General features: G+C 45.4%; 28 protein-coding genes and 1 tRNA gene. 17 read left to right on the top strand and 12 right to left on the bottom strand.

Going from position 1 to position 20,944, the window contains the following annotated elements; all coding sequences use genetic code 11:
- The first annotated feature begins 54 nt into the window (after positions 1–54).
- The 11 genes from O8C68_07270 to O8C68_07220 all read left to right on the top strand — a co-directional run bounded on the left by O8C68_07270 (position 55) and on the right by O8C68_07220 (position 8,254).
- Positions 55–780, top strand: coding sequence for a hypothetical protein (locus O8C68_07270; protein MCZ7395602.1), 726 nt, complete (start codon positions 55–57; stop codon positions 778–780).
- Positions 770–1,522: a nucleotidyl transferase AbiEii/AbiGii toxin family protein gene (locus O8C68_07265; protein MCZ7395601.1), complete on the top strand. Its 753-nt coding sequence runs from the start codon at positions 770–772 to the stop codon at positions 1,520–1,522. Before O8C68_07270 ends, O8C68_07265 begins: the two co-directional genes overlap by 11 nt.
- Before the next feature lie 93 nt (positions 1,523–1,615).
- Positions 1,616–2,797, top strand: a complete 1,182-nt coding sequence (locus O8C68_07260) for a bifunctional 5,6,7,8-tetrahydromethanopterin hydro-lyase/3-hexulose-6-phosphate synthase (protein ID MCZ7395600.1) — start codon at positions 1,616–1,618, stop codon at positions 2,795–2,797.
- Between the two features lie 238 nt (positions 2,798–3,035).
- A complete protein-coding gene (locus O8C68_07255) occupies positions 3,036–3,323 on the top strand; it encodes a DUF357 domain-containing protein (GenBank protein MCZ7395599.1) in 288 nt (95 codons plus the stop codon).
- 14 nt (positions 3,324–3,337) lie between these two features.
- Positions 3,338–3,727 (top strand): DUF555 domain-containing protein, encoded by a 390-nt coding sequence (locus O8C68_07250; GenBank protein ID MCZ7395598.1) that lies wholly within the window; start codon positions 3,338–3,340, stop codon positions 3,725–3,727.
- A complete protein-coding gene (locus tag O8C68_07245) occupies positions 3,724–4,392 on the top strand; it encodes a TIGR00289 family protein (GenBank protein MCZ7395597.1) in 669 nt (222 codons plus the stop codon). Before O8C68_07250 ends, O8C68_07245 begins: the two co-directional genes overlap by 4 nt.
- 444 nt (positions 4,393–4,836) lie before the next feature.
- Positions 4,837–4,922: transfer RNA gene (locus O8C68_07240), tRNA-Leu, on the top strand.
- Positions 4,923–5,065: 143 nt separating this feature from the next.
- The gene (locus tag O8C68_07235; protein MCZ7395596.1) at positions 5,066–6,466 is read left to right on the top strand and encodes an aspartate kinase; all 1,401 of its coding nucleotides are present in this window, start codon (positions 5,066–5,068) and stop codon (positions 6,464–6,466) included.
- A gap of 9 nt (positions 6,467–6,475) precedes the next feature.
- A complete protein-coding gene (locus O8C68_07230; protein MCZ7395595.1) occupies positions 6,476–6,700 on the top strand; it encodes a hypothetical protein in 225 nt (74 codons plus the stop codon).
- A complete protein-coding gene (locus O8C68_07225) occupies positions 6,663–7,217 on the top strand; it encodes an XTP/dITP diphosphatase (GenBank protein MCZ7395594.1) in 555 nt (184 codons plus the stop codon). Before O8C68_07230 ends, O8C68_07225 begins: the two co-directional genes overlap by 38 nt.
- Positions 7,218–7,264: 47 nt before the next feature.
- Positions 7,265–8,254, top strand: a complete 990-nt coding sequence (locus tag O8C68_07220; protein ID MCZ7395593.1) for a DUF128 domain-containing protein — start codon at positions 7,265–7,267, stop codon at positions 8,252–8,254.
- A gap of 189 nt (positions 8,255–8,443) precedes the next feature.
- Here O8C68_07220 and O8C68_07215 read toward each other — a convergent pair whose 3' ends face one another.
- Together O8C68_07215 and O8C68_07210 are read right to left on the bottom strand one after the other, a co-directional pair.
- Positions 8,444–8,884 (bottom strand): hypothetical protein, encoded by a 441-nt coding sequence (locus O8C68_07215; GenBank protein MCZ7395592.1) that lies wholly within the window; start codon positions 8,882–8,884, stop codon positions 8,444–8,446.
- A gap of 319 nt (positions 8,885–9,203) precedes the next feature.
- A complete protein-coding gene (locus O8C68_07210) occupies positions 9,204–9,482 on the bottom strand; it encodes a DUF763 domain-containing protein (protein ID MCZ7395591.1) in 279 nt (92 codons plus the stop codon).
- Between the two features lie 168 nt (positions 9,483–9,650).
- Here O8C68_07210 and O8C68_07205 point away from each other — a divergent pair, with 168 nt between their 5' ends.
- The 3 genes from O8C68_07205 (at position 9,651) to O8C68_07195 (ending at position 12,124) form a co-directional block, all read left to right on the top strand.
- A complete protein-coding gene (locus O8C68_07205) occupies positions 9,651–9,875 on the top strand; it encodes a hypothetical protein (protein ID MCZ7395590.1) in 225 nt (74 codons plus the stop codon).
- Between the two features lie 9 nt (positions 9,876–9,884).
- The gene (locus tag O8C68_07200; protein ID MCZ7395589.1) at positions 9,885–10,295 is read left to right on the top strand and encodes a putative toxin-antitoxin system toxin component, PIN family; all 411 of its coding nucleotides are present in this window, start codon (positions 9,885–9,887) and stop codon (positions 10,293–10,295) included.
- 350 nt (positions 10,296–10,645) lie between these two features.
- Complete coding sequence (locus tag O8C68_07195; GenBank protein MCZ7395588.1) at positions 10,646–12,124, top strand: hypothetical protein; 1,479 nt, start codon at positions 10,646–10,648, stop codon at positions 12,122–12,124.
- A gap of 211 nt (positions 12,125–12,335) precedes the next feature.
- On the opposite strand, the gene O8C68_07190 is transcribed toward O8C68_07195, so the two are convergent.
- Complete coding sequence (locus O8C68_07190) at positions 12,336–13,436, bottom strand: DUF763 domain-containing protein (GenBank protein MCZ7395587.1); 1,101 nt, start codon at positions 13,434–13,436, stop codon at positions 12,336–12,338.
- 104 nt (positions 13,437–13,540) lie between these two features.
- On the opposite strand from O8C68_07190, the gene O8C68_07185 reads away from it, so the two are divergent.
- Both O8C68_07185 and O8C68_07180 read left to right on the top strand, forming a co-directional pair.
- Positions 13,541–14,515, top strand: coding sequence for a radical SAM protein (locus tag O8C68_07185; protein MCZ7395586.1), 975 nt, complete (start codon positions 13,541–13,543; stop codon positions 14,513–14,515).
- Positions 14,516–14,599: 84 nt separating this feature from the next.
- Positions 14,600–15,001: a M67 family metallopeptidase gene (locus O8C68_07180; protein ID MCZ7395585.1), complete on the top strand. Its 402-nt coding sequence runs from the start codon at positions 14,600–14,602 to the stop codon at positions 14,999–15,001.
- Between the two features lie 14 nt (positions 15,002–15,015).
- Here O8C68_07180 and O8C68_07175 read toward each other — a convergent pair whose 3' ends face one another.
- Both O8C68_07175 and O8C68_07170 read right to left on the bottom strand, forming a co-directional pair.
- On the bottom strand, positions 15,016–15,780 hold the full coding sequence (locus O8C68_07175) for a flavodoxin family protein (protein MCZ7395584.1): 765 nt from the start codon (positions 15,778–15,780) through the stop codon (positions 15,016–15,018).
- Positions 15,773–17,227, bottom strand: a complete 1,455-nt coding sequence (locus O8C68_07170; GenBank protein ID MCZ7395583.1) for a hypothetical protein — start codon at positions 17,225–17,227, stop codon at positions 15,773–15,775. The genes O8C68_07175 and O8C68_07170 overlap by 8 nt, the downstream gene beginning before the upstream one ends.
- A 59-nt stretch (positions 17,228–17,286) precedes the next feature.
- On the opposite strand from O8C68_07170, the gene O8C68_07165 reads away from it, so the two are divergent.
- On the top strand, positions 17,287–17,529 hold the full coding sequence (locus tag O8C68_07165; GenBank protein ID MCZ7395582.1) for a glutaredoxin family protein: 243 nt from the start codon (positions 17,287–17,289) through the stop codon (positions 17,527–17,529).
- Here the strand turns inward: O8C68_07165 and O8C68_07160 are convergent.
- The 7 genes from O8C68_07160 to O8C68_07130 are packed head-to-tail and all read right to left on the bottom strand — an operon-like array spanning position 17,519 to position 20,904.
- A complete protein-coding gene (locus O8C68_07160) occupies positions 17,519–17,698 on the bottom strand; it encodes a hypothetical protein (GenBank protein MCZ7395581.1) in 180 nt (59 codons plus the stop codon). The genes O8C68_07165 and O8C68_07160 overlap by 11 nt on opposite strands.
- On the bottom strand, positions 17,695–18,156 hold the full coding sequence (locus O8C68_07155; protein MCZ7395580.1) for a hypothetical protein: 462 nt from the start codon (positions 18,154–18,156) through the stop codon (positions 17,695–17,697). Before O8C68_07155 ends, O8C68_07160 begins: the two co-directional genes overlap by 4 nt.
- Before the next feature lies 1 nt (position 18,157).
- Positions 18,158–18,820, bottom strand: coding sequence for a cytochrome b N-terminal domain-containing protein (locus O8C68_07150; GenBank protein ID MCZ7395579.1), 663 nt, complete (start codon positions 18,818–18,820; stop codon positions 18,158–18,160).
- Positions 18,821–18,827: 7 nt separating this feature from the next.
- Positions 18,828–19,322 carry a Rieske (2Fe-2S) protein gene (locus tag O8C68_07145; protein MCZ7395578.1) on the bottom strand — a complete coding sequence of 165 codons (495 nt, stop codon included), beginning with the start codon at positions 19,320–19,322 and terminating at the stop codon, positions 18,828–18,830.
- Positions 19,323–19,326: 4 nt separating this feature from the next.
- On the bottom strand, positions 19,327–19,602 hold the full coding sequence (locus tag O8C68_07140; protein ID MCZ7395577.1) for a hypothetical protein: 276 nt from the start codon (positions 19,600–19,602) through the stop codon (positions 19,327–19,329).
- Positions 19,603–19,610: 8 nt separating this feature from the next.
- Positions 19,611–19,958, bottom strand: a complete 348-nt coding sequence (locus O8C68_07135; protein ID MCZ7395576.1) for a hypothetical protein — start codon at positions 19,956–19,958, stop codon at positions 19,611–19,613.
- A gap of 16 nt (positions 19,959–19,974) precedes the next feature.
- Positions 19,975–20,904 (bottom strand): cytochrome c3 family protein, encoded by a 930-nt coding sequence (locus O8C68_07130; protein MCZ7395575.1) that lies wholly within the window; start codon positions 20,902–20,904, stop codon positions 19,975–19,977.
- Positions 20,905–20,944 lie beyond the last annotated feature (40 nt).

Here is a 20,944-nt window from a genome sequence, read left to right as displayed (position 1 = left end):
CGTATAATTATCAAAAACGATAATTTTAAATAAACAAAAGTTTCATTAAAGCATATGAAACTCCTGGACTTTATCAGAACCCTTGAAGCATACGAAAAGCCTGTCTTCACAGTCAACGATGTATCAAAGGTTATCGATGCCGATAAAAAATACACCCGCGTTTACCTCAACAGGTTAAAGGCTAAGGGTGTGGTGGAGGCGGTGGAGCGTGACAAATACGTCCTCGCAGGTACCCATCCTTATGTTGCAGCCACCAATCTTGTGTTTCCATCGTACATGTCTTTTTTAACGGCTCTTTATTATTACGGAGCAACAACCCAGATACCTGGAATTATTTACATCGCTTCCACCAGGTCAAAAAAGAGCCTTACCCTGAAGGGATACTCGCTGGAGTTTATCAAATTAAAGAAGGAAAGATTTTTCGGATACACCAGAGAAAGATTTCAGGGCAAATTCATATTTGTGGCAGAAAAAGAAAAACTCATCGTAGATTCCTTATTTCTTCCCAGGTATTGTCCTGTTGATGAGATTTACAATGCCATGGAAGATGAAAAGCTAAGTACAGATATCCTCGTGGAGTATGGTCTTAGAATGGATTCGGTTGTGACAATTAAGAGGCTTGGCTATCTTCTTGAAAAAAGAGGGATAGATGTCTATGAGCAATTGAAACATCGACTTAACAGGAAATACGACCTTCTTAATCCCCTTCTTCCGAAAAAAGGAGAGAAAAACATTAAATGGAGACTTATCATAAACGAGGTGTTTTCCGATGCTCAGTAGAAAAAATCTTGAATCAATGAAATCAATTCTGGGCTATAACCTGGGTCAGGTAGAAAGCGACTACCTCCAGCACATTTTGCTTCTCTTCCTGTCAAGGCGCGCAGGCAACTGGCTGGTTCTTAAAGGGGGCACTGCCCTGCAAAAAGCATACGGGCTTAACAGGTTCAGCGACGACCTGGATTTTACATCCAAAAAAGAGGATATTGAAGATATAGCCTATGGGATCAGGACTGATTTAGCCACATTCGGACTTGAAAATGAATTGAAAATAAACAGGATGGAGAATGTAAGCGAAGTAATCGTTTACAGTATAAAAGGTCCTCTTTACGATGGAACTCCAAGAAGCATGGCTGTGCAAAGGGTGGAAGTGAGTCAGAGGGAGAAAGTTATCCTGAAAGAAGAAATCCATGAGGTGGTTCCTGTTTACCCGGATCTCCAGCCGTACCTTCTTACTATGATGAATCTTGAAGAGATTTTATCTGAAAAGGTCAGGGCTATCATGACAAGGAATAAAGCCAGAGATGTCTATGATACGTGGTTTTTGATTAAAAAGAAAATCCCTTTTAATCCCGAACTCATAAATAAAAAGCTTGAGTATTACGATATGGTTTTTGATTTGGTTGCGTTTACAACAAGTCTAATGGATAAAAATAGAATATGGGAGAGAGAGCTTAAACCTCTGGTCAGTTTTATTCCCGATTTTGAAAAGACTGCTAAGGAAATTTTGGAGGCGTTCTCTTAATTCGGAGGTAGTTGAGAGGCAAGGAGACGGAGAACCATCTTGCAGAAATACATAAATACCAAACTACCAATTTAAGCCCTGAGGTACGATAAGATGTTTTTAGTAGGCGAGGCTTTAATCGGCGAGGAACCGGAACTGGCTCATATTGATTTGATTATCGGAGAGAAAACAGGACCTGTCGGACTGGCATTTGCGAACGGTTTCACGCAGTTGTCAGTGGGGCACACCCCTCTTCTCTCCGTCATAAGACCAAACCTGCTCACCAAACCCGCCACGCTCATCGTGCCAAAGGTAACGGTCAAAAACATGGCTCAGGCAGCCCAGATATTCGGACCTGCGCAGACAGCGGTGGCAAGGGCGGTGGCGGATTCCGTGCAGGAAGGCGTCATCCCTGAAGAACAACTGGAAGACATCGCCATCGTGGTGAGCGTATTTATCCATCCCCAGGCAAAGGATTACAATAAGATATACCGATACAACTACGGCGCCACGAAACTTGCGATCGAGAGGGCGATGCAGGGCTTCCCCGACAGCAAGACCCTCATGTACGAGAAGGACAGAACCATGCACCCCATAATGGGATTCAAGGTTGTGAGGTTATGGAATCCGCCCTATCTGCAGGTTGCCATCGACATACCCGATATCGAGGCGGTCAAGAACATAATAAAACAGGTTCCGCAGAGCGACCACCTGATTTTCGAGGCTGGAACCCCGCTAATTAAAAGATACGGCGTGGATGTGGTTCACTCCATAAGAGAGGTACGCCCCAATGCCTTTGTGGTTGCGGATTTAAAGACGCTTGATACAGGCAACCTCGAGGCGCGCATGGTGGCAGATGCAACCGCAGACGCTATCGTGATATCAGGGCTTGCGCCTGTTTCCACTATCGAGAAAGCTATAAAGGAAGCCAAAAAGACCGGCATCTATGCTGTGATCGACATGCTCAATGTTGAAAAACCGATTTCGGTGCTGAAGGCTCTGACGGTGAAACCCGATGTGGTGGAGCTTCACAGGGCAATTGACGTGGAAAACAAAACAGAATATGCCTGGGGCGACATACCAGCCATGAAGAAGCTGTCGGAAAGAATGCTGGTGGCTGTCGCAGGCGGCATTCGCGTGGAGACGGTCAAGGAAGCGCTCAAATCGGGTGCCGACATCATAGTTGTAGGACGGGCAATCACCAAAGCCAAGGATGTGCGCTCCATGACAGAGCAATTCCTGGAAGAAATCAAGCAGCCTGAGATAGACCAGTACAGGATAATGACCGATTTCTAGGAAACCAGTTTTTCATGATTTGGAGTAAATTTGGATATAATTCTGGAAAAATACTATTATATAGTGAAACATGAAGACATTCTGTAGAGGATAAATAACAATTATCAAGATTCACTTCCTATCCTATCCACAAATCTATCCATGAAATCTTGAAAATCCTCTACCTTTTTTTATTAATTCTGAAAGTTTCACAGATATTACAAACCTTTACATATCTTTGCCAGAATAATACGAGCAAATGAAACCGCATGCAGTCCTTGAGGAAAAAGTAAAGAAATACGAAGAGCTTTTGCACAAAGCGCTCAAGGCCTTTGAGGTTGCGCCCCAGGAAAATTCTCATTTAAGAAAAGTTGCGGATGATTTTTCCAATATGGCAGGCTCATATTACGATGACGGCGTGCAATTCCTTGAAGAACGGGATATGGTGAACGCGCTTGTGTGCTTCAGCTACGGGCATGCGTGGCTGGATGCTGGCGTTAAACTGGGCGTATTTAAAGTGAGTGATGAAGACCTGTTTACGATTTGAAAGAGGAATAATAAATGGCAAATTATATTGTTACACTTGAAGCCGCATGGCTTGTGAAGAGTGTGGAAAGCGTAGAAGATGCGATGAATATAGCGATCTCAGAGGTCGGAAAACTGCTCAATCCTGATTTGAACTTCGTGGAAATCGAGGTGGGAACCACAAGCTGTCCCGCATGCGGCGAGGCTTTTGACAGCGTTTTCATGGCGGCAGGCACTGCGCTTGTTGGTATCCTGCTTGAAATGAAGGTGTATGACGCTGAAAGCGAGGAGCATGCGGCAAGGATTGCAAAATCAACCATAGGCAAGGCACTGAGAAACACCCCGCTCAATGTTGTTGAAGTTGAAGAGTTTGAGGGCGGGAAGGAAAAGAAAGAAAAGAAGAAACTACCGGCAGAAGAAAAATGAAGCTGGCAGCGCTTATTTCCGGCGGCAAGGATTCGACCTTTGCAATTTATAAGGCACTGCAGGAAGGTCATGAGGTTACAGACCTTGTCACGATAAAGCCGGAGTATGAGGATTCATACATGTTCCATTCTGCAAACATACATCTTACTGAAATGATTTCGCAGGCGTGCGGGATACCGCTGACTTCCATGTCCTCTTCAGGAGAGAAGGAAAAGGAACTCGATGACCTGAAAAAGGCTTTGCAGCAGGTAAAAGTTGAGGGCGTCGTTGCAGGTGCCATCGAGTCGGAATATCAGGCTTCCCGTGTTCGGCATATCTGCGAAGAGCTCGGGCTTGCGATGTATGCGCCATTATGGCATTGTGAGCCTGAGAGTTTGCTTCGCGAGATGATTACGTGTATGGATATCCGGATGGTCAAGGTAGCTGCGGCGGGCATGGACGGCTCATGGCTCGGGCGGCGCTTTAATGAAAGGCTGATAGAAGACCTGAAAGCCTTGCACAGGAAGTACAGGATTCATATCGCTGGCGAGGGCGGCGAGTATGAAACGCTGGTGCTTGATGCGCCGTATTACAGGAAGAGGATTAACCTGCTTGAGGTTGAGAAGCTATGGAGGGGGGATTTTGGTGTGATGAAGGTGATTAAGGCAGAGTTGGGGGAAAAATAAGAGTAAAATGAGAAGATCACTAAATTATTATCACAAATAGCCATGCTGGTATAATGTTCCCCTGTTTCTCAAGAGGTCTTTTGTTATGACCAGCCCCCGGGTTTTAAACTCTTCGCAGAATTTTAGTAAGCCCGTGATGTCCTTTTTCTCTTCTACGCTACTATAACCATAAAAAATAAAATCCATCCCGCAAACAACAAAAAAAGATTATGTTAAAATAAAAAGGGATACACAGCCAAACCATGTATCCCTTTTAGGGACGGCATAGCCGTACCCGATCTTAAAACCTATAGTTCATCCAAGTTAATAATTTACAGTGAACTACATAAAACCTTCCATCAAAAACCATATTAGCCTTGAAGGGCCCTCTGGATGTGTAGCGGGGATTACTTTCACGCCGCTCTTGGCTCGCACATATATCCCTTGAAGGATTCCCTTAAGTGTGCCGGGATGGCAGAGCGGCCTAATGCGCTGGTCTTAAGAACCGATGGTTCATCCGATCCACATGGGTTCGAATCCCATTCCCGGCGCTTTATCGGATGTGGTCAGGGGCACCATAACGCCCCGTCTCTTTGCTCTTTACCTTTTATGATAAGGCCAAAGCCAAATTTTACTAATTCCGGGTATCATTTCCATAATCTTTAATACACCACCCAACGATTGAAAAGCCCGTATGAGACTTGTGATGAAATTCGGAGGCACGTCGGTGGGGGACGGCGTCCGCATGAGGCATGTCGCAGAGCTTGCAAAGGAATATCGCAATGGAGGGAATGAAATTGTTCTTGTGACTTCCGCGTTCAGCGGCATCACAGATGCGCTCCTAAAAAATGCCAGGGATGCCTCAGAAACGGGAAAAACCTCTGCGGTAAAAGAATTCATCGCTGACCTCACAAAGCAGCACCACAAAGCAGTCCACGAAGCCATAGATAAGACCGTAATTTTAGAAAAAGTAACCGCAGAGCTTGACCTGCGCATAGAAGAACTTGAGAAAGCGCTCATCGGCATATGTTACCTCGGTGAACTCACAGCGAGATCAATCGATTATATTTCATCCTACGGCGAGCGATTGGCTGCACCCATACTCTGCGGTTCGCTGAACTCACTTGGAGTAAGCTCCCGCTCATTCACGGGAGGCGAAGCAGGAATAATAACCACGGATGAATACGGCAATGCCAAACCCCTTGAAGTAACGTATTCCCTTGTGAAGGAAAGGCTCGAGCCCCTTTTAAATGATTGTGTCCCTGTAGTGTGCGGTTTCATTGCAGAGAACGAAGCTGGGATTATCACCACTCTCGGGAGAGGTGGTTCTGATTTCACAGCATCCATAATCGGAGCCGCACTGAAAGCCAACGAGATATGGCTCTGGAAAGAGGTGGACGGCATCATGACAACAGACCCTGTCATCGTGCCTGAAGCCAGACCGATACCGATAATCTCTTATATCGAAGCCATGGAACTTTCGTATTTCGGCGCCAAGGTGCTCCACCCCAGAGCCATTGAGCCTGCCATAAGGCACGGCATACCTGTGCGCGTCAAGAACACATTCCATCCCGAGCTTCCGGGAACGTTGGTGGTGAAGGATGAGAAAAAGAGCAGGGATATAGTGAAAGCTGTGACCGTGATAAAAAAAGTCGCACTTATCAACATCTCGGGTGCAGGGATGGTCGGTACAATAGGCGTGGCAGCGCGCGTGTTCACCACGCTTGCAAATGCAGGTGTTAATATCGTGATGATCTCGCAGGGCTCCTCGGAGGCGAATATTTCCATCGTGGTTGATGAGGCTCATCTTGATAAGGCAGTGAAATCGATAAAGGCTGAATTCAAGAACGGTATAATCAAGGAAGTAACGCATGACAGGAATATATCTGTGGTGGCTGTCGTGGGGGCTGGCATGGCAAATACCCCGGGTGTAGCTGGACGTGTTTTCGGGGCGCTCGGGAAAGCCGCTGTCAATGTAATAATGATCTCGCAAGGCTCATCGCAGCACAATATCTCCTTCGCAGTAAGCGCCGAAAGTGCAAAAAAGGCAATCGCGGTGCTGCATAAGGAGTTCGATCTGGAACACCAGAAATGAGCTTTGCCTATGCTTGATATCCATAGCCTGCCTCTTGGCCCGAAAATAATCCTTCTCGCAGGTCTTGCAATCGGGATTACATCGTTTATATTGTTCCTGCGCTATCCTATATTGTTGATACTGATGAAATTTAAGCCTGAATACAGGGAATTCATAAAAAGGTCGCTAATGCAGAAGAAACTGAGAAAACAATATCATGAGAAAAATAGTCTTCGTGACAGGCAATGCCCATAAAGTAAAGGAAGCAGGCGATATTCTTTCGCCCCTCGGAATAACCGTGGAACAAAACAACTGCGGGTATCCTGAATTGCAGGAAGATAACCTTGAAGCCATAGCAAAATTCGGGGCGCAGTGGGCTGCAAAGAATTTGAATCAGGAGGTCATGGTGGATGATTCGGGGCTTTTCATAGAGGCACTTGGTGGGTTTCCAGGACCTTATTCTGCGTATGTTTTTGATACCCTCGGAAATGAGAGAATACTTAAACTCATGGAAGGAGAAAAAAACAGGAGCGCTGTTTTTAAATGCGTAATCGGATACTGCCGACCAGGGGAAGAGGCAATTGTTTTTTCAGGGGAAGTGAATGGGGAGATAGCAAAGGGTATCCGCGGAAGCGCGGGTTTTGGCTACGACCCGATATTCGAGGTAGGAGGTGTGACTTTTGGGGAGATGAAAGAAGAGGAGAAAAACAGGTTATCCCACAGGTATCGGGCGCTGGTGGAATTTGCGCGGTGGCTGAAAGAAGGGGCATAAGACCGATAATATTATATGTGATGCATTCGAAGGTTTGAATAAAAGAAATGACAACAACGACTATTGAATCGCAGGTGCAGAGAAAACTCATAGAGATCCTCAGGATACTCTATGAGAACAACGACCCGATAGGGGCGCGGTTGATAGCCGACAGAATGAACGAACGCGGATACCCAATCGGAGAGCGGGGGGTGCGGTATCACCTTCGCATCCTGGATGAACGGGGTCTCACCGAACGCCATGGATATGACGGCAGGGTAATCACGGAGCCTGGAATTAACGAGCTTAACGATGCACTGGTAGGGGACAGGGTGGGCTTCATCATAACAAGGATAGAAAAGCTCATCTATGATACATCTTTCGACCTTAAAACCGGAGAGGGCAAGGTAATAATCAATACGTCAATAATAGACAAGAATGATTTTGATAAAACCATGGAAGTGCTCAGGCATGTGATTTATGACGGTTATTCCATCAGTCCGTATATTAAGTCGCTGGAGGAGGGCACTTTCACTTCGGACATTAAAATCCCGGAAGGTAAAATGGGAATAGCTACCATGTGCAGCATAACGATCGACGGGATTCTGCTGAAAAACGGGATTCCGGTCAATCCTAAATACGGGGGACTGCTGGAAGTGAAGGACAGGAAACCCACGCATTTTGATGAACTCATTGTCTATAACGGTACTACCATTGACCCGATGCGGATTTTTATGTCCAAGAAGATGACGAGGGTTCTGGATGCTGTGGATACGGGTTCGGGCAGGCTTCTTGCCAACCTGCGTGAGATTCCGGGGTCGGCTATTCCGGAGGCTGAAAAGGTGCTGGAATCCGTGATGGATGCAAGGTTGGTGAGCATAGCCGAGATCGGGAAACCCGGGAAGTCCGTGCTCAATGCGCCTATCGATACAGGAAAAGTGGGCGTTGTGGTGTATGCCGGAACGAATGCGATGGCGGCAGTGGAAGAGAGCGGGATCAATGTCACAACTTATCCGATTTCTACGATTATGGATTTCAAAGAATTGAAGAAGGTGTAAGTTTTTTTTGAAATGCGAATTATTATGACATAACAGGGAATAATCCTGTATGTTCCTGATAACGCTAGATACTGGCATCGTGCATCGTACGGGGTTTGTGACTCTACCGAATTGGCAAGTTAATGTTCGGATAGCGAATATAGATTTTAGAGCATCCTTATTGGAATTCAAAAAAGGCGCACTCTTTACTCAATCCAATAAACCTGGTTGATAAGGTTCCAAATATTCCATTATTACTTTTTCGACTCTTCCATCTTTATCTGGCAGAACGACTCTTCCGCTCCAAAACGACCGATAATATATCAAAACCTGTCCATTCTTTACAGTGTAGCCCTTAAAAATGTTCCATGGGTAAAATCTCACCATTATTTTGATACCGTTCTCATAAATTTCATAGGTTCTTTTCATGAACCAGAGGATAATAAATCCAGGAATCCAGACCCAGCTAAAAAATAACCAGATTTCAATACTTTTCCCGCCGAGCCAATTGAGTATTGTTATTCCAATCGGTATCATGAAAAGGACAAATAATAAAAGCAAAGCAAGCCTGAAACTCTTATCCTCGCTCATGCTTGCTTTCACTTCCAAAAGTTTTTCACCTTTTTCGACCCTTTCAGTTTCTCCATTCATCACATCAGTCCTTTTTATACCAACATTTATACCCATTATCTTTGTCTATTTGTCTTATATTATTCGATTAATTATGAAATCATCTTATCTCTATTCTATGCTATGCCCAGCGCCTGGATGAATTTCAGAGATACATTAGAAAAACTAAAGCATTAGACTGAGCATCACATTTGATGCCCAGGAATTCTATTTCGGCCGGTTCGTGACCGCGAGAAACCCGGGTTCACCCTCGTAAAAACCATAGAGCAGATAGCTGTAATACCCGCCCATATCATCGCACTCTAAAAATCCGCTCCCACAACGAACTCCCCCAGCCTTTTTATCGCATTGTATTTCTCTTTCCTGTCAAGCTGGCGCTGTCCAGCGATTCCCGCAATACCTGAATGGAATTATCATAGACTTCCCTGTCCACAGGATACGGAAAACCATCCTTTCCACCATGTGTGAAACTGTACTTCACAGGATCGCGCCAGCTCGGTGCGCTCCCGTACACAAGGTCGGATATGAGCGCAAGCGCCCGAATCTTTTTCGGTCCCATGCCGCCAAGCGAAACCAGCTCCTCGTAGCTTGAAGGCTGAAGTTCATATGCTTTTTTCATCACATCCATTCCCCGCTCGTCTATATCGATATCCAGTACAGGGTGATGAGGAGGAAGCCGAACCCGGTTTCAAAATCAGCGAAAATTATAGATAAATCGATCCTCATTCCTGGCGTAACCTATGGCATATGGCAATACATAAATATGTGTAGACACATATAATGACATATGCCAACTATGACTCTATCCGTTCCAGACGACCTCTACGCAGTCATCAAACATCACAATGAAATAAAATGGAGCGTCATCGCTAGAAATGCGATGTGGGAGTATGCCCGAAAAATCCAGTTAGTAGATAGCATACTGGAAAAAAGTCAATTGACAGAAAAGGATGCTGCGGAGATCGGGAAACTTATAAAAAAGTCCATACGAGAACAGCATGACATCAAGTGAGTTGGAAAAATGAGACTGGTGATAGACACCAATATTATAATATCCTCTCTTATATCCAACTCCATACGGCGCTATATTCTGATGAATTCAAATATTGAGTTCATAGCACCGGAATTCACTTTTACTGAGATTTTAAAGCATGCCGATATAATCAAAAAGAAGTCAAAACTCGCATCTAAGGACCTGCAATATGTGATGGATATGCTATTTTCACGAATTGCCATCTATCCAAAAGATGAATATGCCGATTGCTATGTTCAGGCTAAACAAATCATGAAGGATATTGATCCTGATGATGCCCCTTTTTTGGCGCTTGCTATGAAAACCAAAGTTGATGGGATATGGAGCGAGGATAAAGGATTCCAACAGCAAAACCACGTTAAGATATATACTACCAAGGAACTTTTGGAGATTATTTAAAACGAATTTTTAACTCGTAATCCTGCGCCTGTATCAAAACGTAGAACACAAGAGAACTGATGGAAATGCCAGAGCCTTGAGCATAAGCGCTGATGCCCTGCAAATTTCATTGCGGGGTGGGTGATTGAAGGCGATATGGATTTAAATGCTCACTAAAGGTGATAGAATCAGATTTATTTTCAAAATCCATAATTAGGTGCACATTGTCATCATCATAAAAGCTTTAATATCATTAGTTATTAACAAATTAGAAAAATTATAGTTCAATACAACAATTCAGCATTCCATCTGACTGGAAATATATATATAGCAAATAAGCGGTTATATACTTTTGGCAGGTTAGAAAAACAATGTTAAAAACAAAAATTCATACACGAGTGTTCACTGTTTTCATCGCGGTATCGTTTATATTACAAGTACTTATTGCAGGAGTGCCAATTGTTACAGCGTCGGAAAGTCATTCAAAAGGAGATGCTGAAACCCCATGGATAGATGCGTTTCCACATAATTGGTCAGCGCAACCGCCAGTCCATGTTCGTGGTCTTGCCCCAGCAATCTCTTCACCTCTTTCTCCAGCGCAAATTAAAACTGTATATAATCTTCCTTCAACAGGTGGCAGCGGAACAATTGCAATTATTGATGCCTTTGATAATCCGAACGTTGAAAGTGACTTAGGTATCTTCAGTAGTCAATTCGGTCTGCTTCCATGCACGACTGCGAATGGCTGTTTTGAAAAACATATGATGTCGTCAAGCATCGCTACAGAAAGTGGTTGGGGACTTGAGATATCACTTGATACCCAATGGGCTCATGCAATTGCACCTAATGCAAAGATACTTCTGGTTGAGGCAAATAGCAACAGCGGAAATGATTTACTCGCTGCCGTTGATTATGCTCGAGGCCGCTCGGATGTTGAGGCAATATCAATGAGCTGGGGTGGGTCAGAGTTTTCCGGAGAGTCCAGTTTAGATTATCATTTTACCAGCACTTACGGAGCAATCTTCTTTGCCTCCTCTGGAGATGGTGGACATGGTGTTTCGTGGCCTTCAGTCTCATCAAACGTAGTCGGAGTTGGTGGAACCACTCTCACTTTCAGCGGTGGCTCGCTTGTTTCGGAGACTGCCTGGAGCGGAAGTGGAGGAGGCTTGAGCGTATATGAAACTGAGCCGCAATATCAAGTAAAATACAGTGTGTCAGGTGCAGGTCTCATGCGTGCTGTTCCTGATGTTTCGTACAATGCTGACTATCAGAATTCACCAGTGTGGGTGTATGATACATTTGGTTACCCAGGGTGGTTGGCGGTTGGTGGAACAAGCGCGGGCGCACCTCAATGGGCAGCAATCCAATCTCTAGGACTTTCTACATCAAATAATAACTTTTATCAAGATGCAAAATCAGTAAATTATCCATCTTACTTTAGAGATATTACAAGTGGCTCGAATGGAGTTTGCGGATTTTACTGCACTGCAGGGACAGGTTATGATTATGTAACAGGTTTAGGCAGTCCTCTCACAATCAATTATAATCCAACCCCAACAGCAACTCCAACCCCAGCGCCATCCTTGTCAGTATCAGCCAACCCATCCACTATAACTACAACCCAAAGATCAACAATAACTGCTTCAACATCGGATGGTCAATCTGGTGTTATAATCAACTTCGTTACATCTCTGGGCTCATTTAATTCTCCCAGTTGCACTTCAGACTCGACAGGAAAATGTTCTGTTATTTTTAGATCATCAGCAACTGGAACAGCAAGAATAACAGCATCAAAGTCAGGTTATACTTCAGGTTCAACCACTGTAACAGTAAGACGCAGATGGGGTTAACTCCGAAAATGAAGCGAGGATAACCCATCATAGTACACTGGAGTCCCCTTTGTAATTTTTTACAATAGCATTTCGATTATAGACATACACGACCTAAAAATCAAACGGTAAAAATATTGATTTTGAATGCGCTGGAATTCATTCCGGCGTCCGTTACACTCGTAAAAACCATAGAACAGATAGCTGTAATACCCGCCCAAATCATGGCAGTCTAACAATTTGATACCATAACGAACTCCCCCAATCTTTTTATCGCATTGTATTTCTCTTTCCTGTCAAATCTGGCGCTGTCCAGCGATTCCTGCAATACCTGAATGGAATTATCATAGACTTCCCTGTCCACAGGGTACGGAAAACCATCCTTTCCACCATGCGTGAAACTGTACTTCACAGGATCGCGCCAGCTCGGCGTGCTTCCGTATACTAAATCGGATATGAGCGCAAGCGCCCGAATTTTTTTAGGTCCCATGCCGCCAAGCGATACCAACTCCTCGTAGTTTGAAGGCTGCAGTTCATATGCCCTTTTCAGCACCTCCATCCCCCGCTCACTGATATCGATATCCAGAACAGGGTGGTGGGAAGGAAGCCCGAACCCGGTTTCAAAATCAGCCAGCATCCTCTGTTTCGAAGGTTTCAGGTATTTCCTGAGATGTTCGGGATTGTCCTTTACAAGGTCAAGACTTATCATGCGGGTGGATTCGCTCTCGTTTGCAGTCATGTCCAGAACCGTAGCTTCTTTCCTGTCGCAGCATATCCCATGAGGCTCGATGAAGCCCTTCACCGAATCGGAAAGCCAGTGATATCTTCGTGCATAGTCGCCGCCCATACCCTGCTGCACCACAGCCCAGTCACCCTTTTCGGTGAGGAAAAAGCAGTGATGGTATAACTGGTAGCCATCCTGGATGCAGGAGTTGTCCACCCTGGCAGACATCCTGCTTGAGTATTTCAACCTCTCTATCTTATCAGAGGAAAATGAAAAAATTTCACCGCTTTTCTCAATCTCCTCAGGTGCTTTTCGCGACGCTGCGCCCTTACCTCCGGCGACAGCAATGCCGTGTACCTCTGGCAATAGCGCCATTTTCAGCGCCCCGCATGTGGTCGTTGTGGTTCCGGAGGAATGCGAGTCAAAGCCCAGCACGCAGGAGAGCGCCTGGAACCAGTAAGGGTCTGACAGCCGCTTTAAAAATTCATCCTGACCGTATTCGTAAATGAGCGCCTCGGTAATACCGCCGGCTAACTTCACCATTCTCTTAAAGAGCCACGCTGGCGCTTTTCCGCCGTGGAGAGGAAGGCTTACGATGCCTGTACGCATGAATAATAGTTAGCTGCCGCAATATTAAAGCTGATGAGAGCATGGTGAAAGTGTTCCACAAGTATTTATGTGTTTAAAAAGTATTTTGATTTAAGAATATGAAAATGAATGCACAGATCAAAGCCGAACTGATTTCCATCGGTGCCATCGATATCGATACCTCCCTGCTTGGAAGGATAACAATTCCCACAGCAGGACCTGGCGCCGGCGGCAAGGCTTTTTTCTTCAGGTCTGGAAAACACAGGGTAAGGCTGGTGGTGGATGAAGGCTCTCCTCTGCGTGCTGTCAGGGATAACGGCGAGATTGTAATATTGAAAGGCGGGAAGGAGCTTGTGAGGGGAAGAATCGAGGAAGAGCTCATCCACTGTCCTGAGCAGGCATACATAACCATGAGCGAGCGCTGCATCTATGACTGCAAGTTCTGCCCTGTACCGAAACTTAAGGGCAGGGTAAAATCCACAGAAGAACTGCTGGCGCTTGTGGAAGAAGCGCACAGGCTCGGGAAGATGAAAGGAATCTCGATAACTTCAGGGGTAGAAGTGTCGCCTGAAAAAGAAGTGGAAAGGGCGGCAGAACTGGTCAGGGCTTTGGGGAAATATAAGGTTCCAATAGGCGTATCGGTGTATCCCACGAAAGACTCGTCACGCCTGTTGAAAGAGGCCGGGGCAAGTGAAATAAAATACAATGTGGAGACCATGGACAGGGAGATTTACGATAAATACTGCAAGAAGCCGCCGCTTGATTTCACGCTTGAGTGCCTGAAGGACGCAGTAAAGATATTCGGGAAAAACCGTGTATTCACGAACTTCATCGTGGGATTGGGAGAGACGGATGAAACCGTGGAAAAATACTACGAAGAACTGGCTGGAATGGGCGTTATCCCGATAATAAGAGCCGTGGGTGTTCATCCTCTGCGCTTCGGGGAACTTGAAGCTGAGCGTCCCACGAAGGAGAGGCTGCTTAAGCTTGCGAAGATGGCGCGAAGAATTCTTGACAAATACGGGCTTGACGCAAGTGTGGCAAAGACCATGTGCTTGCCTTGTACTGGGTGTGATTTGAATCCGCATGTCGATCTTTGAGCTAACTTACCGCAAAGGCGCAGAGAACGCAAAGGGGATTTATCTTTGCGCCCTTGGCGTCTCTGCGGTGAATAAATTTATATTATGATAGCTGAACTCAAAATCTTCCGCCGCGATATTGAGCTTATACAGGCTGAACTCGAATCCAACAAGCCCTACGAAGCCTGCGGTGTGCTCGTGGGTACCATCAACGGCAGCACTGCGCTTGTGGAGAAAGCGCTGCCTGTTACCAATGCAAAGCGCACAAGGACGAGCTTCGAGCTTGACCCGAAGCGGTTCTACGATGCATGGAACGAAGCTGAAAAAAGCGGCACGGAGATTGTCGGGGTTTATCACACGCATCCCGTTTCGTCAGCCGTCCCTTCGCTGTGGGACAGGGAAACTATGCAAAATGATACTTTAGTGTGGCTTATCGCAGGCGCCGATGGGATGAGGGCGTATGTGTGGGAGAACGGGATAAAAACAGTAAAATTTTCTGAAATCTGATGTGAATAGCCGTTCTAGCTTTTCTTTCCTGCTTCATGCATAGCTTTCAGGGCAATCGATACTGTTTTAATTTTACCCATTATTCCGCCTGAAAAACTCGCGTTAGCCATCGTCCTGTAATCTTCTGCTGACATAACCGGCGCAGCGATTCCATCCATCGTTTCTTTGCTTATGCAACCTCCCACTAATTCAGCTCCCGCCTTTTTAATAAGTTCATATTTTTTGTCAAATAATTTTGGCGCATGTGCAACTCCTGAAGCCGGGATGAGTATTTCTCCGGACCAGCTCCAACCGAATTCAGAACAAATTTTGTGAAAATATTGCTTGAGAAAATCGAAATTTTCGATCTCGGGAAATCCGCAGGAAGATATCAGTACGGTTTTCGGATGGCTGTCAAATCGTTTGGGATGTTCCGTGCCTCCTCTTGGAGATTCCACCTGAGCAGGTTCCAGAATAACAAAAAACCTGTCCAGGACATTTTTCACTGTAGCCGGGAAACTGAATAAATAAAGAGGCGCTGCCAGGAGAAAATAATCTGCCTGTTTATAAATTTCAAGGATTTCCTGGAAATCATCTTTCTGGGCGCACACTCCAGGATTTTTCTTCCCCCAACAAGACCAGCAGCTTGTGCATGGCCCGATTTTCATTTTGTGAGGGTAAAACTTTCTCACTTCAACATTTTCCCCCATCCCTTCTATACATAGATCCAGCATTTTTTCAGTAAAAGAAGGTTTTCTTAAAGAACCGGATATCGCCAGAACTATTTTTTTATCATTCATACCCCATCGCCCTCTCCAGCCCCTCCATCGCAACCCTGTTCAACCGCCGCGCCCTCTCCTCGTTCTTCCCTTCTGAAAATACCCTTACCTTTGGCTCTGTCCCGCTCGCCCTCACAAGGAACCAGCCGTCAGTGTAGTCCACGCGCACACCGTCCATGTCTGAGAACCGTTCATAATCCTGGGGAATCTCCTGCTTCAGCCTATCCAGAATCGCCTGGGTATCCGTATCTGCAGGAAGCGTCTTTGCATCCTTTATCTGGTAATATTTCGGATACGAGGTAACAAGCTCTGAAAGCGTCATCCCTTCCTTCGCAAGTATCCCTGCCATCACCCCTGCGAGCATCGGACCTTCACGGCTCCACTCAAGCAGCACCGAGCCATGCTCCTCAAGCCCGACCTGCGCGCCGCATAGGAGTTTTGCCTGCGCAAGATACGGCTCGCCAACAGGCGTATAGATAACCTCGGCGCCAAGCGTTGTTGCAACGTCTTTTATGATATTGGAGAAAGCAATCGTCACAGCGATGTACTTTTTTTTGTCCTTACCCTGCCTCAATACATGGTCTGCGATTATAGTAGCAGAAATGTCGCCCTGGATGAACTTCCCGTTCTCGTCCACGAATGCTGTCCTGTCGCCATCGCCGTCATGCGCCACACCAAAATCCGCATTTTCCGTATCTACAAGCTTTTTTAGTTTTTCAAGGTTGGCATCTGTAGGCTCAGGATTTCTTTCCCTGAACAATCCGTCATATTCGCAGTTGAACCTCACTGCTTTGTGCCCCAATCTTTCAAGGATTTCAGGAGTCACAGACGACGCTGAGCCTCCGCCGCCATCAACTGCGATTTTCATAGGCTTTGCAGGAAAAAACTTTTTGACATACTGCACTATGTGGGCGCGGTATCTTTCACTCGCCCCGCTGTCATCCAGTCTTTTCCCCTTTTTAGCTGTCTTCTTTAATTCACCGAAATATATTTTCTCAAGAGCAAGGTCTTCCTCCGGAGAAAAGCCCATGCCTCTTTTACTCAAACACTTTATGCCGTTATATTCTGGAGGGTTATGCGAAGCTGTGATCATCACGCCGGCATCCGCCTGTCTTGAAACTTCAAGCGAGAGTGTGTTCGGCGTGATTATCCCGAGTGTCAGAGCATTGCAACCATTCTCTATTATCCCCTTGATAATCGCTTCCTCAAGCATGGGTGAGGAGATTCTGGGGTCTTTTCCTATCGCTATTGTTTTTCCTCCCCCCAGATATGCCGCTATTGAGCCGCCCACCCTTTTTGCTTTTTCAGCCCCGATTCTCTCATTAGTCCCCCTAATCCCCGTATTTAAATACGGGGTCGAATACGGGGTCTCTACGACGCCCCGGAAACCGAATGTCCCGAATAGCTTTTTTTGTCTGCGGATGTTTTTATATTCATCAATTTTTTTGGTGAACTCTTCGCAGGGCATAGCATTCGGATAGGTTTTTGATGTATTAAAGGATAACTAAATAATCGATTATTCCCTTTATGGTAAATATAACCCTTTACTCCAAAAAAGACTGCCATTTATGCGATATCGCAAAGGAGACACTTCTAAAGCTCCAGAAAGAATTTCCTTTTTCGCTGACTGAAATAGATATCGAAAAGGATGAAAATGCGTTTGAAAAATACAAATATCTGATACCCGTGCTCGAAATAGACGGCGAAGAAATATTCACCTACAGGATAAATGAAATAGAATTAAAACGTCTGCTCACACTCAGGTCTTAACCTCAATAAATACAGGCACTATACTTATTATCCCGCCAAGACCAAAAAGGGCAAGGGCAATAAAATAATTGCCCTTTGTTACGTTATCCACACCTACTGCCAGCAATACCAATCCTGCGATCTTTGATACTGCATCTATTCTCTCGTATCCTGACTTGGACAGTTTCATTCGCCGTGTACAATGCCGTAGTATGTGAAAAACACTACACCCAGAAGGGCAATAATCCCGAGGGCAACCGCAACCTTTCTATTCCTTAATTCAGTTGACGGGTTCCTGTCAATAAACGGCACAAGTATCAGAAGACCATACCACAGCACCATGGGCGCGGTCACGCCGATAATCTTTGCAGGTATGGGCCCGATATCAAAAGTCCAGAATTTCAGGAAGCCGAAGACATACAGGAAATACCATTCAGGATATATCGGGGTTGGCGTAGTAAATGGATCAGCCGGCTTGAGCAGGCTTGCCGGGTATAGCGATGCCAGCAGTATCAGGCTTCCTGCAATAAGGCACATCACCACTACTTCTCGAAGTAGAAAATGCGGGAAGAAAGGAAGTCCGCGTACCCTTACAGGTTCCTGTTTCTGTTCCTCGACTTCATTTTTTTCAACTTCTATTATTGCCATATTAAAGCCTCCCTGAAATACCCTGTATCCTGACCATCAGGAAATGCAGTCCCAGAACAATTGCAATAGTTGCAGGAAGAATCAATACATGGATGGCAAAGAACCGCGTGAGGGTCTCGGCACCGATATCGTTCCCCCCCATCAGGATTAAGGAGATGTATCCACCTATAACTGGCATGGAGCCGGCTATACCTGTTCCTATCTTCGTAGCCCAGAATGAAAGCTGGTCCCACGGGAGCAGATACCCTGAGAAACCGAAGGTCGTGGTAATCAGAAGCAGGAGTATGCCCACGACCCAGTTCAACTCGCGCGGCTTCTTATAGGCACCCATGAAGTAAATTCGAATCATGTGAAGCATCACCGCCGCGATCATGGTGTTTGCAGCCCAGTGGTGCGTACTTCGGATCAGGCTTCCCAAAGGAACTGTTGTCATTATAGTCTGGACGCTCTTATATGCCGCATCTGGCGTGGGTTTGTAGTACATCGCAAGGAATATTCCTGTAAGAACAAGAATCAAGAAGCACATGAAAGCAGTCCCGCCAAGGCAATAAAGCGGATTGGATACCACATTTGTCGGTGCGGGATGTTTGACTATCGGCGACAGCAGTTCTTCAAGTTTGAACCTGTCATCAAGCCATTTGTATATCTTATCAATCAGGGACATGGACACCTCACGCCGCTCCTGCATAGAACGAAATGGATTTCACGTAATTAGGGTCCTTCCAATTGAGCGCATAGACTGCTCCCTCTCTTACTGCAATATCAATGGCTGGTAAAGGAGATGGGGGTGGTCCTGAAATCACTGCACCTGTATTCGGGTCGTATCTGCCAAGATGGCACGGGCAGAGGATATCATTCTCATCACTCTTCCATAGAGCTATACATCCAAGGTGCGTACATACAGCCCCGAATGCCCTCCAACCTGCCGGCATGTGTAAAAGCAGGGCAGCTTTGCCATTAAACACAAAATTTTTTGCACTTCCTGTCGGTACATCATCTACCGCAGCTATTCTTACCTCGCTCGCTTCACTAACAGGGGCTGTCTTCGGCCATAAATATTTCAATATCGCGGCAACCACACCCGACGTTAAAAATAATGCAACCAGACCAATTAAAATTTCAGTCAGCCTTCTTCTTGTGAGTGTAATAGTAATTTTATCATTCATGTTCTCACTCCAGTGTTGTAACGTATTCATCCTGCAGCAGTCCCTTCACATACAGATATATGATAGCTGCAAGGACAAACAGCAGATACGCAAATAACTTTCCGAGATATTCTATGAACTGCTGTGTAGAGGCAACTGAAGGGTCGCTGGATATGATTTTCCAGACGATCATGCCGCTTATCCCGGCGGCTAACAATGTCAATAGAACTATCAGGATAAAAGCAAGGTTTGACCACAGCCCTGCTTTTTCTGGTCCGTATTCGATTTTCTCTATGTGCATGATTCACCTCATAATCGTATAACGTAAACCACAGCAAGTATAAGCAAAATAGTAGCCATCGCCCGCAAACCCACATCCCATGTATTCATATGCACACCTATTTCTATTTGTTGGGTGGATTCAGGTGTGGGTGTTACTTTCGGCGGAGGGATATAACCTGCTAACGAATGATTATGCGTTCCATAATAAACACCTATCTCGTTTAGCTGCGGAGGTCCGTCCCTTGAGTGACATACCGGGCAATTTTTACCTTCTTTAACAGCATATTCTGGCCTTGCAGAAGTCAGAGAGGGGGCATATATCAGGAATACTATTACCAGCAGTAAAATGATTTGGTTTATATGTTTTTTATTCATGCTATTCGTACCTCACTTATCTTCTGCTCAACAGGTATACGGCAATAACTCCAGCCAGTGAAAATATTATCTCAAATCCAGGCGCAGATGGCGTGGGTTGGGGAGGGATTCCAGACTCCTGTTGTGCTTTCTGGGCAGAATTAATCCCGTTGGTTATTTCGTTCTGGAAGGTTGACAGATCAAACCTGTGCCACAGCACTGGAAGGCTGTTACGGATTGACACGGCAGTATCAAGATCCTTCTGCGCAGCCGAAACGCTCTTACCCTCCAGTTTTGCCTGTGCGATGTAATCATTAGCTGTGTTTATCTCGTATGTCAACTTTTCCGCATTTTTAAGCGCCGTAATCGCCCTGTCTGGCACATCGGGCGGAGCGACTTTCGTTTCAGGATTATGGCAGTTGCTGCATACATTATGGAATTCGCTGATGTTCAGAACCTGGAATACATGAGGCCGATGGCAGGTATCACACGTCGGAGCCTGCTGGTCTGCCTTTAATCTCTGGTAGTGCAGGGAATCCATGAACTGCTTTAGTTCATTGGTATGGCATTTTCCACAGGTTTCAGGGACGTTCCTGTAAAAGATAGTACTGTTGGGATCCGAACTTCGCAGGATTCCAGTATGCGCTTTCTCTTTTATATCCGAGCTTGGGTCGCCGCCATGGCAGAAATTACATGTAACATTGAACAGCGCATGTTTAGATGTAGTCCACTGGTCGTAGTTATTTATTGCGAGCTTATTAAGGACAGTGACATGGCATTGAAGAGAACAAGGTACATCCCTTGCTAAATGTTCAAGTCTTATTTTGTTAAATTGCTGCTCTGTTTCATTAAAAGCTGAAAGATTTTTATGACAATTTATGCATGAATTGTCTGCTGATACACCGGGTATAAAAAGAACAAATAATAACATCAAACCGCCTAATATAATCGTTTTTTTAGAGAACATTCCATCACCTGCTCCTTGCATAATCAATCCGGCATTTAAA

The organism is Candidatus Methanoperedens sp. (assembly GCA_027460525.1).
GTDB lineage: Archaea > Halobacteriota > Methanosarcinia > Methanosarcinales > Methanoperedenaceae > Methanoperedens.
Note: the sequence above shows the minus strand (reverse complement) of the source record. Positions and strands in the feature narration are given on the sequence as shown.

Bases quoted from the DNA above. Each gene is read 5' to 3' on its own strand.
- O8C68_07270 (MCZ7395602.1), top strand. From the start codon at position 55: ATGAAACTCCTGGACTTTATCAGAACCCTTGAAGCATACGAAAAGCCT.
- O8C68_07265 (MCZ7395601.1), top strand. From the start codon at position 770: ATGCTCAGTAGAAAAAATCTTGAATCAATGAAATCAATTCTGGGCTAT.
- O8C68_07260 (MCZ7395600.1), top strand. From the start codon at position 1,616: ATGTTTTTAGTAGGCGAGGCTTTAATCGGCGAGGAACCGGAACTGGCT.
- O8C68_07255 (MCZ7395599.1), top strand. From the start codon at position 3,036: ATGAAACCGCATGCAGTCCTTGAGGAAAAAGTAAAGAAATACGAAGAG.
- O8C68_07250 (MCZ7395598.1), top strand. From the start codon at position 3,338: ATGGCAAATTATATTGTTACACTTGAAGCCGCATGGCTTGTGAAGAGT.
- O8C68_07245 (MCZ7395597.1), top strand. From the start codon at position 3,724: ATGAAGCTGGCAGCGCTTATTTCCGGCGGCAAGGATTCGACCTTTGCA.
- O8C68_07235 (MCZ7395596.1), top strand. From the start codon at position 5,066: ATGAGACTTGTGATGAAATTCGGAGGCACGTCGGTGGGGGACGGCGTC.
- O8C68_07230 (MCZ7395595.1), top strand. From the start codon at position 6,476: ATGCTTGATATCCATAGCCTGCCTCTTGGCCCGAAAATAATCCTTCTC.
- O8C68_07225 (MCZ7395594.1), top strand. From the start codon at position 6,663: ATGAGAAAAATAGTCTTCGTGACAGGCAATGCCCATAAAGTAAAGGAA.
- O8C68_07220 (MCZ7395593.1), top strand. From the start codon at position 7,265: ATGACAACAACGACTATTGAATCGCAGGTGCAGAGAAAACTCATAGAG.
- O8C68_07215 (MCZ7395592.1), bottom strand. From the start codon at position 8,884: ATGAATGGAGAAACTGAAAGGGTCGAAAAAGGTGAAAAACTTTTGGAA.
- O8C68_07210 (MCZ7395591.1), bottom strand. From the start codon at position 9,482: ATGAAAAAAGCATATGAACTTCAGCCTTCAAGCTACGAGGAGCTGGTT.
- O8C68_07205 (MCZ7395590.1), top strand. From the start codon at position 9,651: ATGCCAACTATGACTCTATCCGTTCCAGACGACCTCTACGCAGTCATC.
- O8C68_07200 (MCZ7395589.1), top strand. From the start codon at position 9,885: ATGAGACTGGTGATAGACACCAATATTATAATATCCTCTCTTATATCC.
- O8C68_07195 (MCZ7395588.1), top strand. From the start codon at position 10,646: ATGTTAAAAACAAAAATTCATACACGAGTGTTCACTGTTTTCATCGCG.
- O8C68_07190 (MCZ7395587.1), bottom strand. From the start codon at position 13,436: ATGCGTACAGGCATCGTAAGCCTTCCTCTCCACGGCGGAAAAGCGCCA.
- O8C68_07185 (MCZ7395586.1), top strand. From the start codon at position 13,541: ATGAATGCACAGATCAAAGCCGAACTGATTTCCATCGGTGCCATCGAT.
- O8C68_07180 (MCZ7395585.1), top strand. From the start codon at position 14,600: ATGATAGCTGAACTCAAAATCTTCCGCCGCGATATTGAGCTTATACAG.
- O8C68_07175 (MCZ7395584.1), bottom strand. From the start codon at position 15,780: ATGAATGATAAAAAAATAGTTCTGGCGATATCCGGTTCTTTAAGAAAA.
- O8C68_07170 (MCZ7395583.1), bottom strand. From the start codon at position 17,227: ATGCCCTGCGAAGAGTTCACCAAAAAAATTGATGAATATAAAAACATC.
- O8C68_07165 (MCZ7395582.1), top strand. From the start codon at position 17,287: ATGGTAAATATAACCCTTTACTCCAAAAAAGACTGCCATTTATGCGAT.
- O8C68_07160 (MCZ7395581.1), bottom strand. From the start codon at position 17,698: ATGAAACTGTCCAAGTCAGGATACGAGAGAATAGATGCAGTATCAAAG.
- O8C68_07155 (MCZ7395580.1), bottom strand. From the start codon at position 18,156: ATGGCAATAATAGAAGTTGAAAAAAATGAAGTCGAGGAACAGAAACAG.
- O8C68_07150 (MCZ7395579.1), bottom strand. From the start codon at position 18,820: ATGTCCCTGATTGATAAGATATACAAATGGCTTGATGACAGGTTCAAA.
- O8C68_07145 (MCZ7395578.1), bottom strand. From the start codon at position 19,322: ATGAATGATAAAATTACTATTACACTCACAAGAAGAAGGCTGACTGAA.
- O8C68_07140 (MCZ7395577.1), bottom strand. From the start codon at position 19,602: ATGCACATAGAGAAAATCGAATACGGACCAGAAAAAGCAGGGCTGTGG.
- O8C68_07135 (MCZ7395576.1), bottom strand. From the start codon at position 19,958: ATGAATAAAAAACATATAAACCAAATCATTTTACTGCTGGTAATAGTA.
- O8C68_07130 (MCZ7395575.1), bottom strand. From the start codon at position 20,904: ATGTTCTCTAAAAAAACGATTATATTAGGCGGTTTGATGTTATTATTT.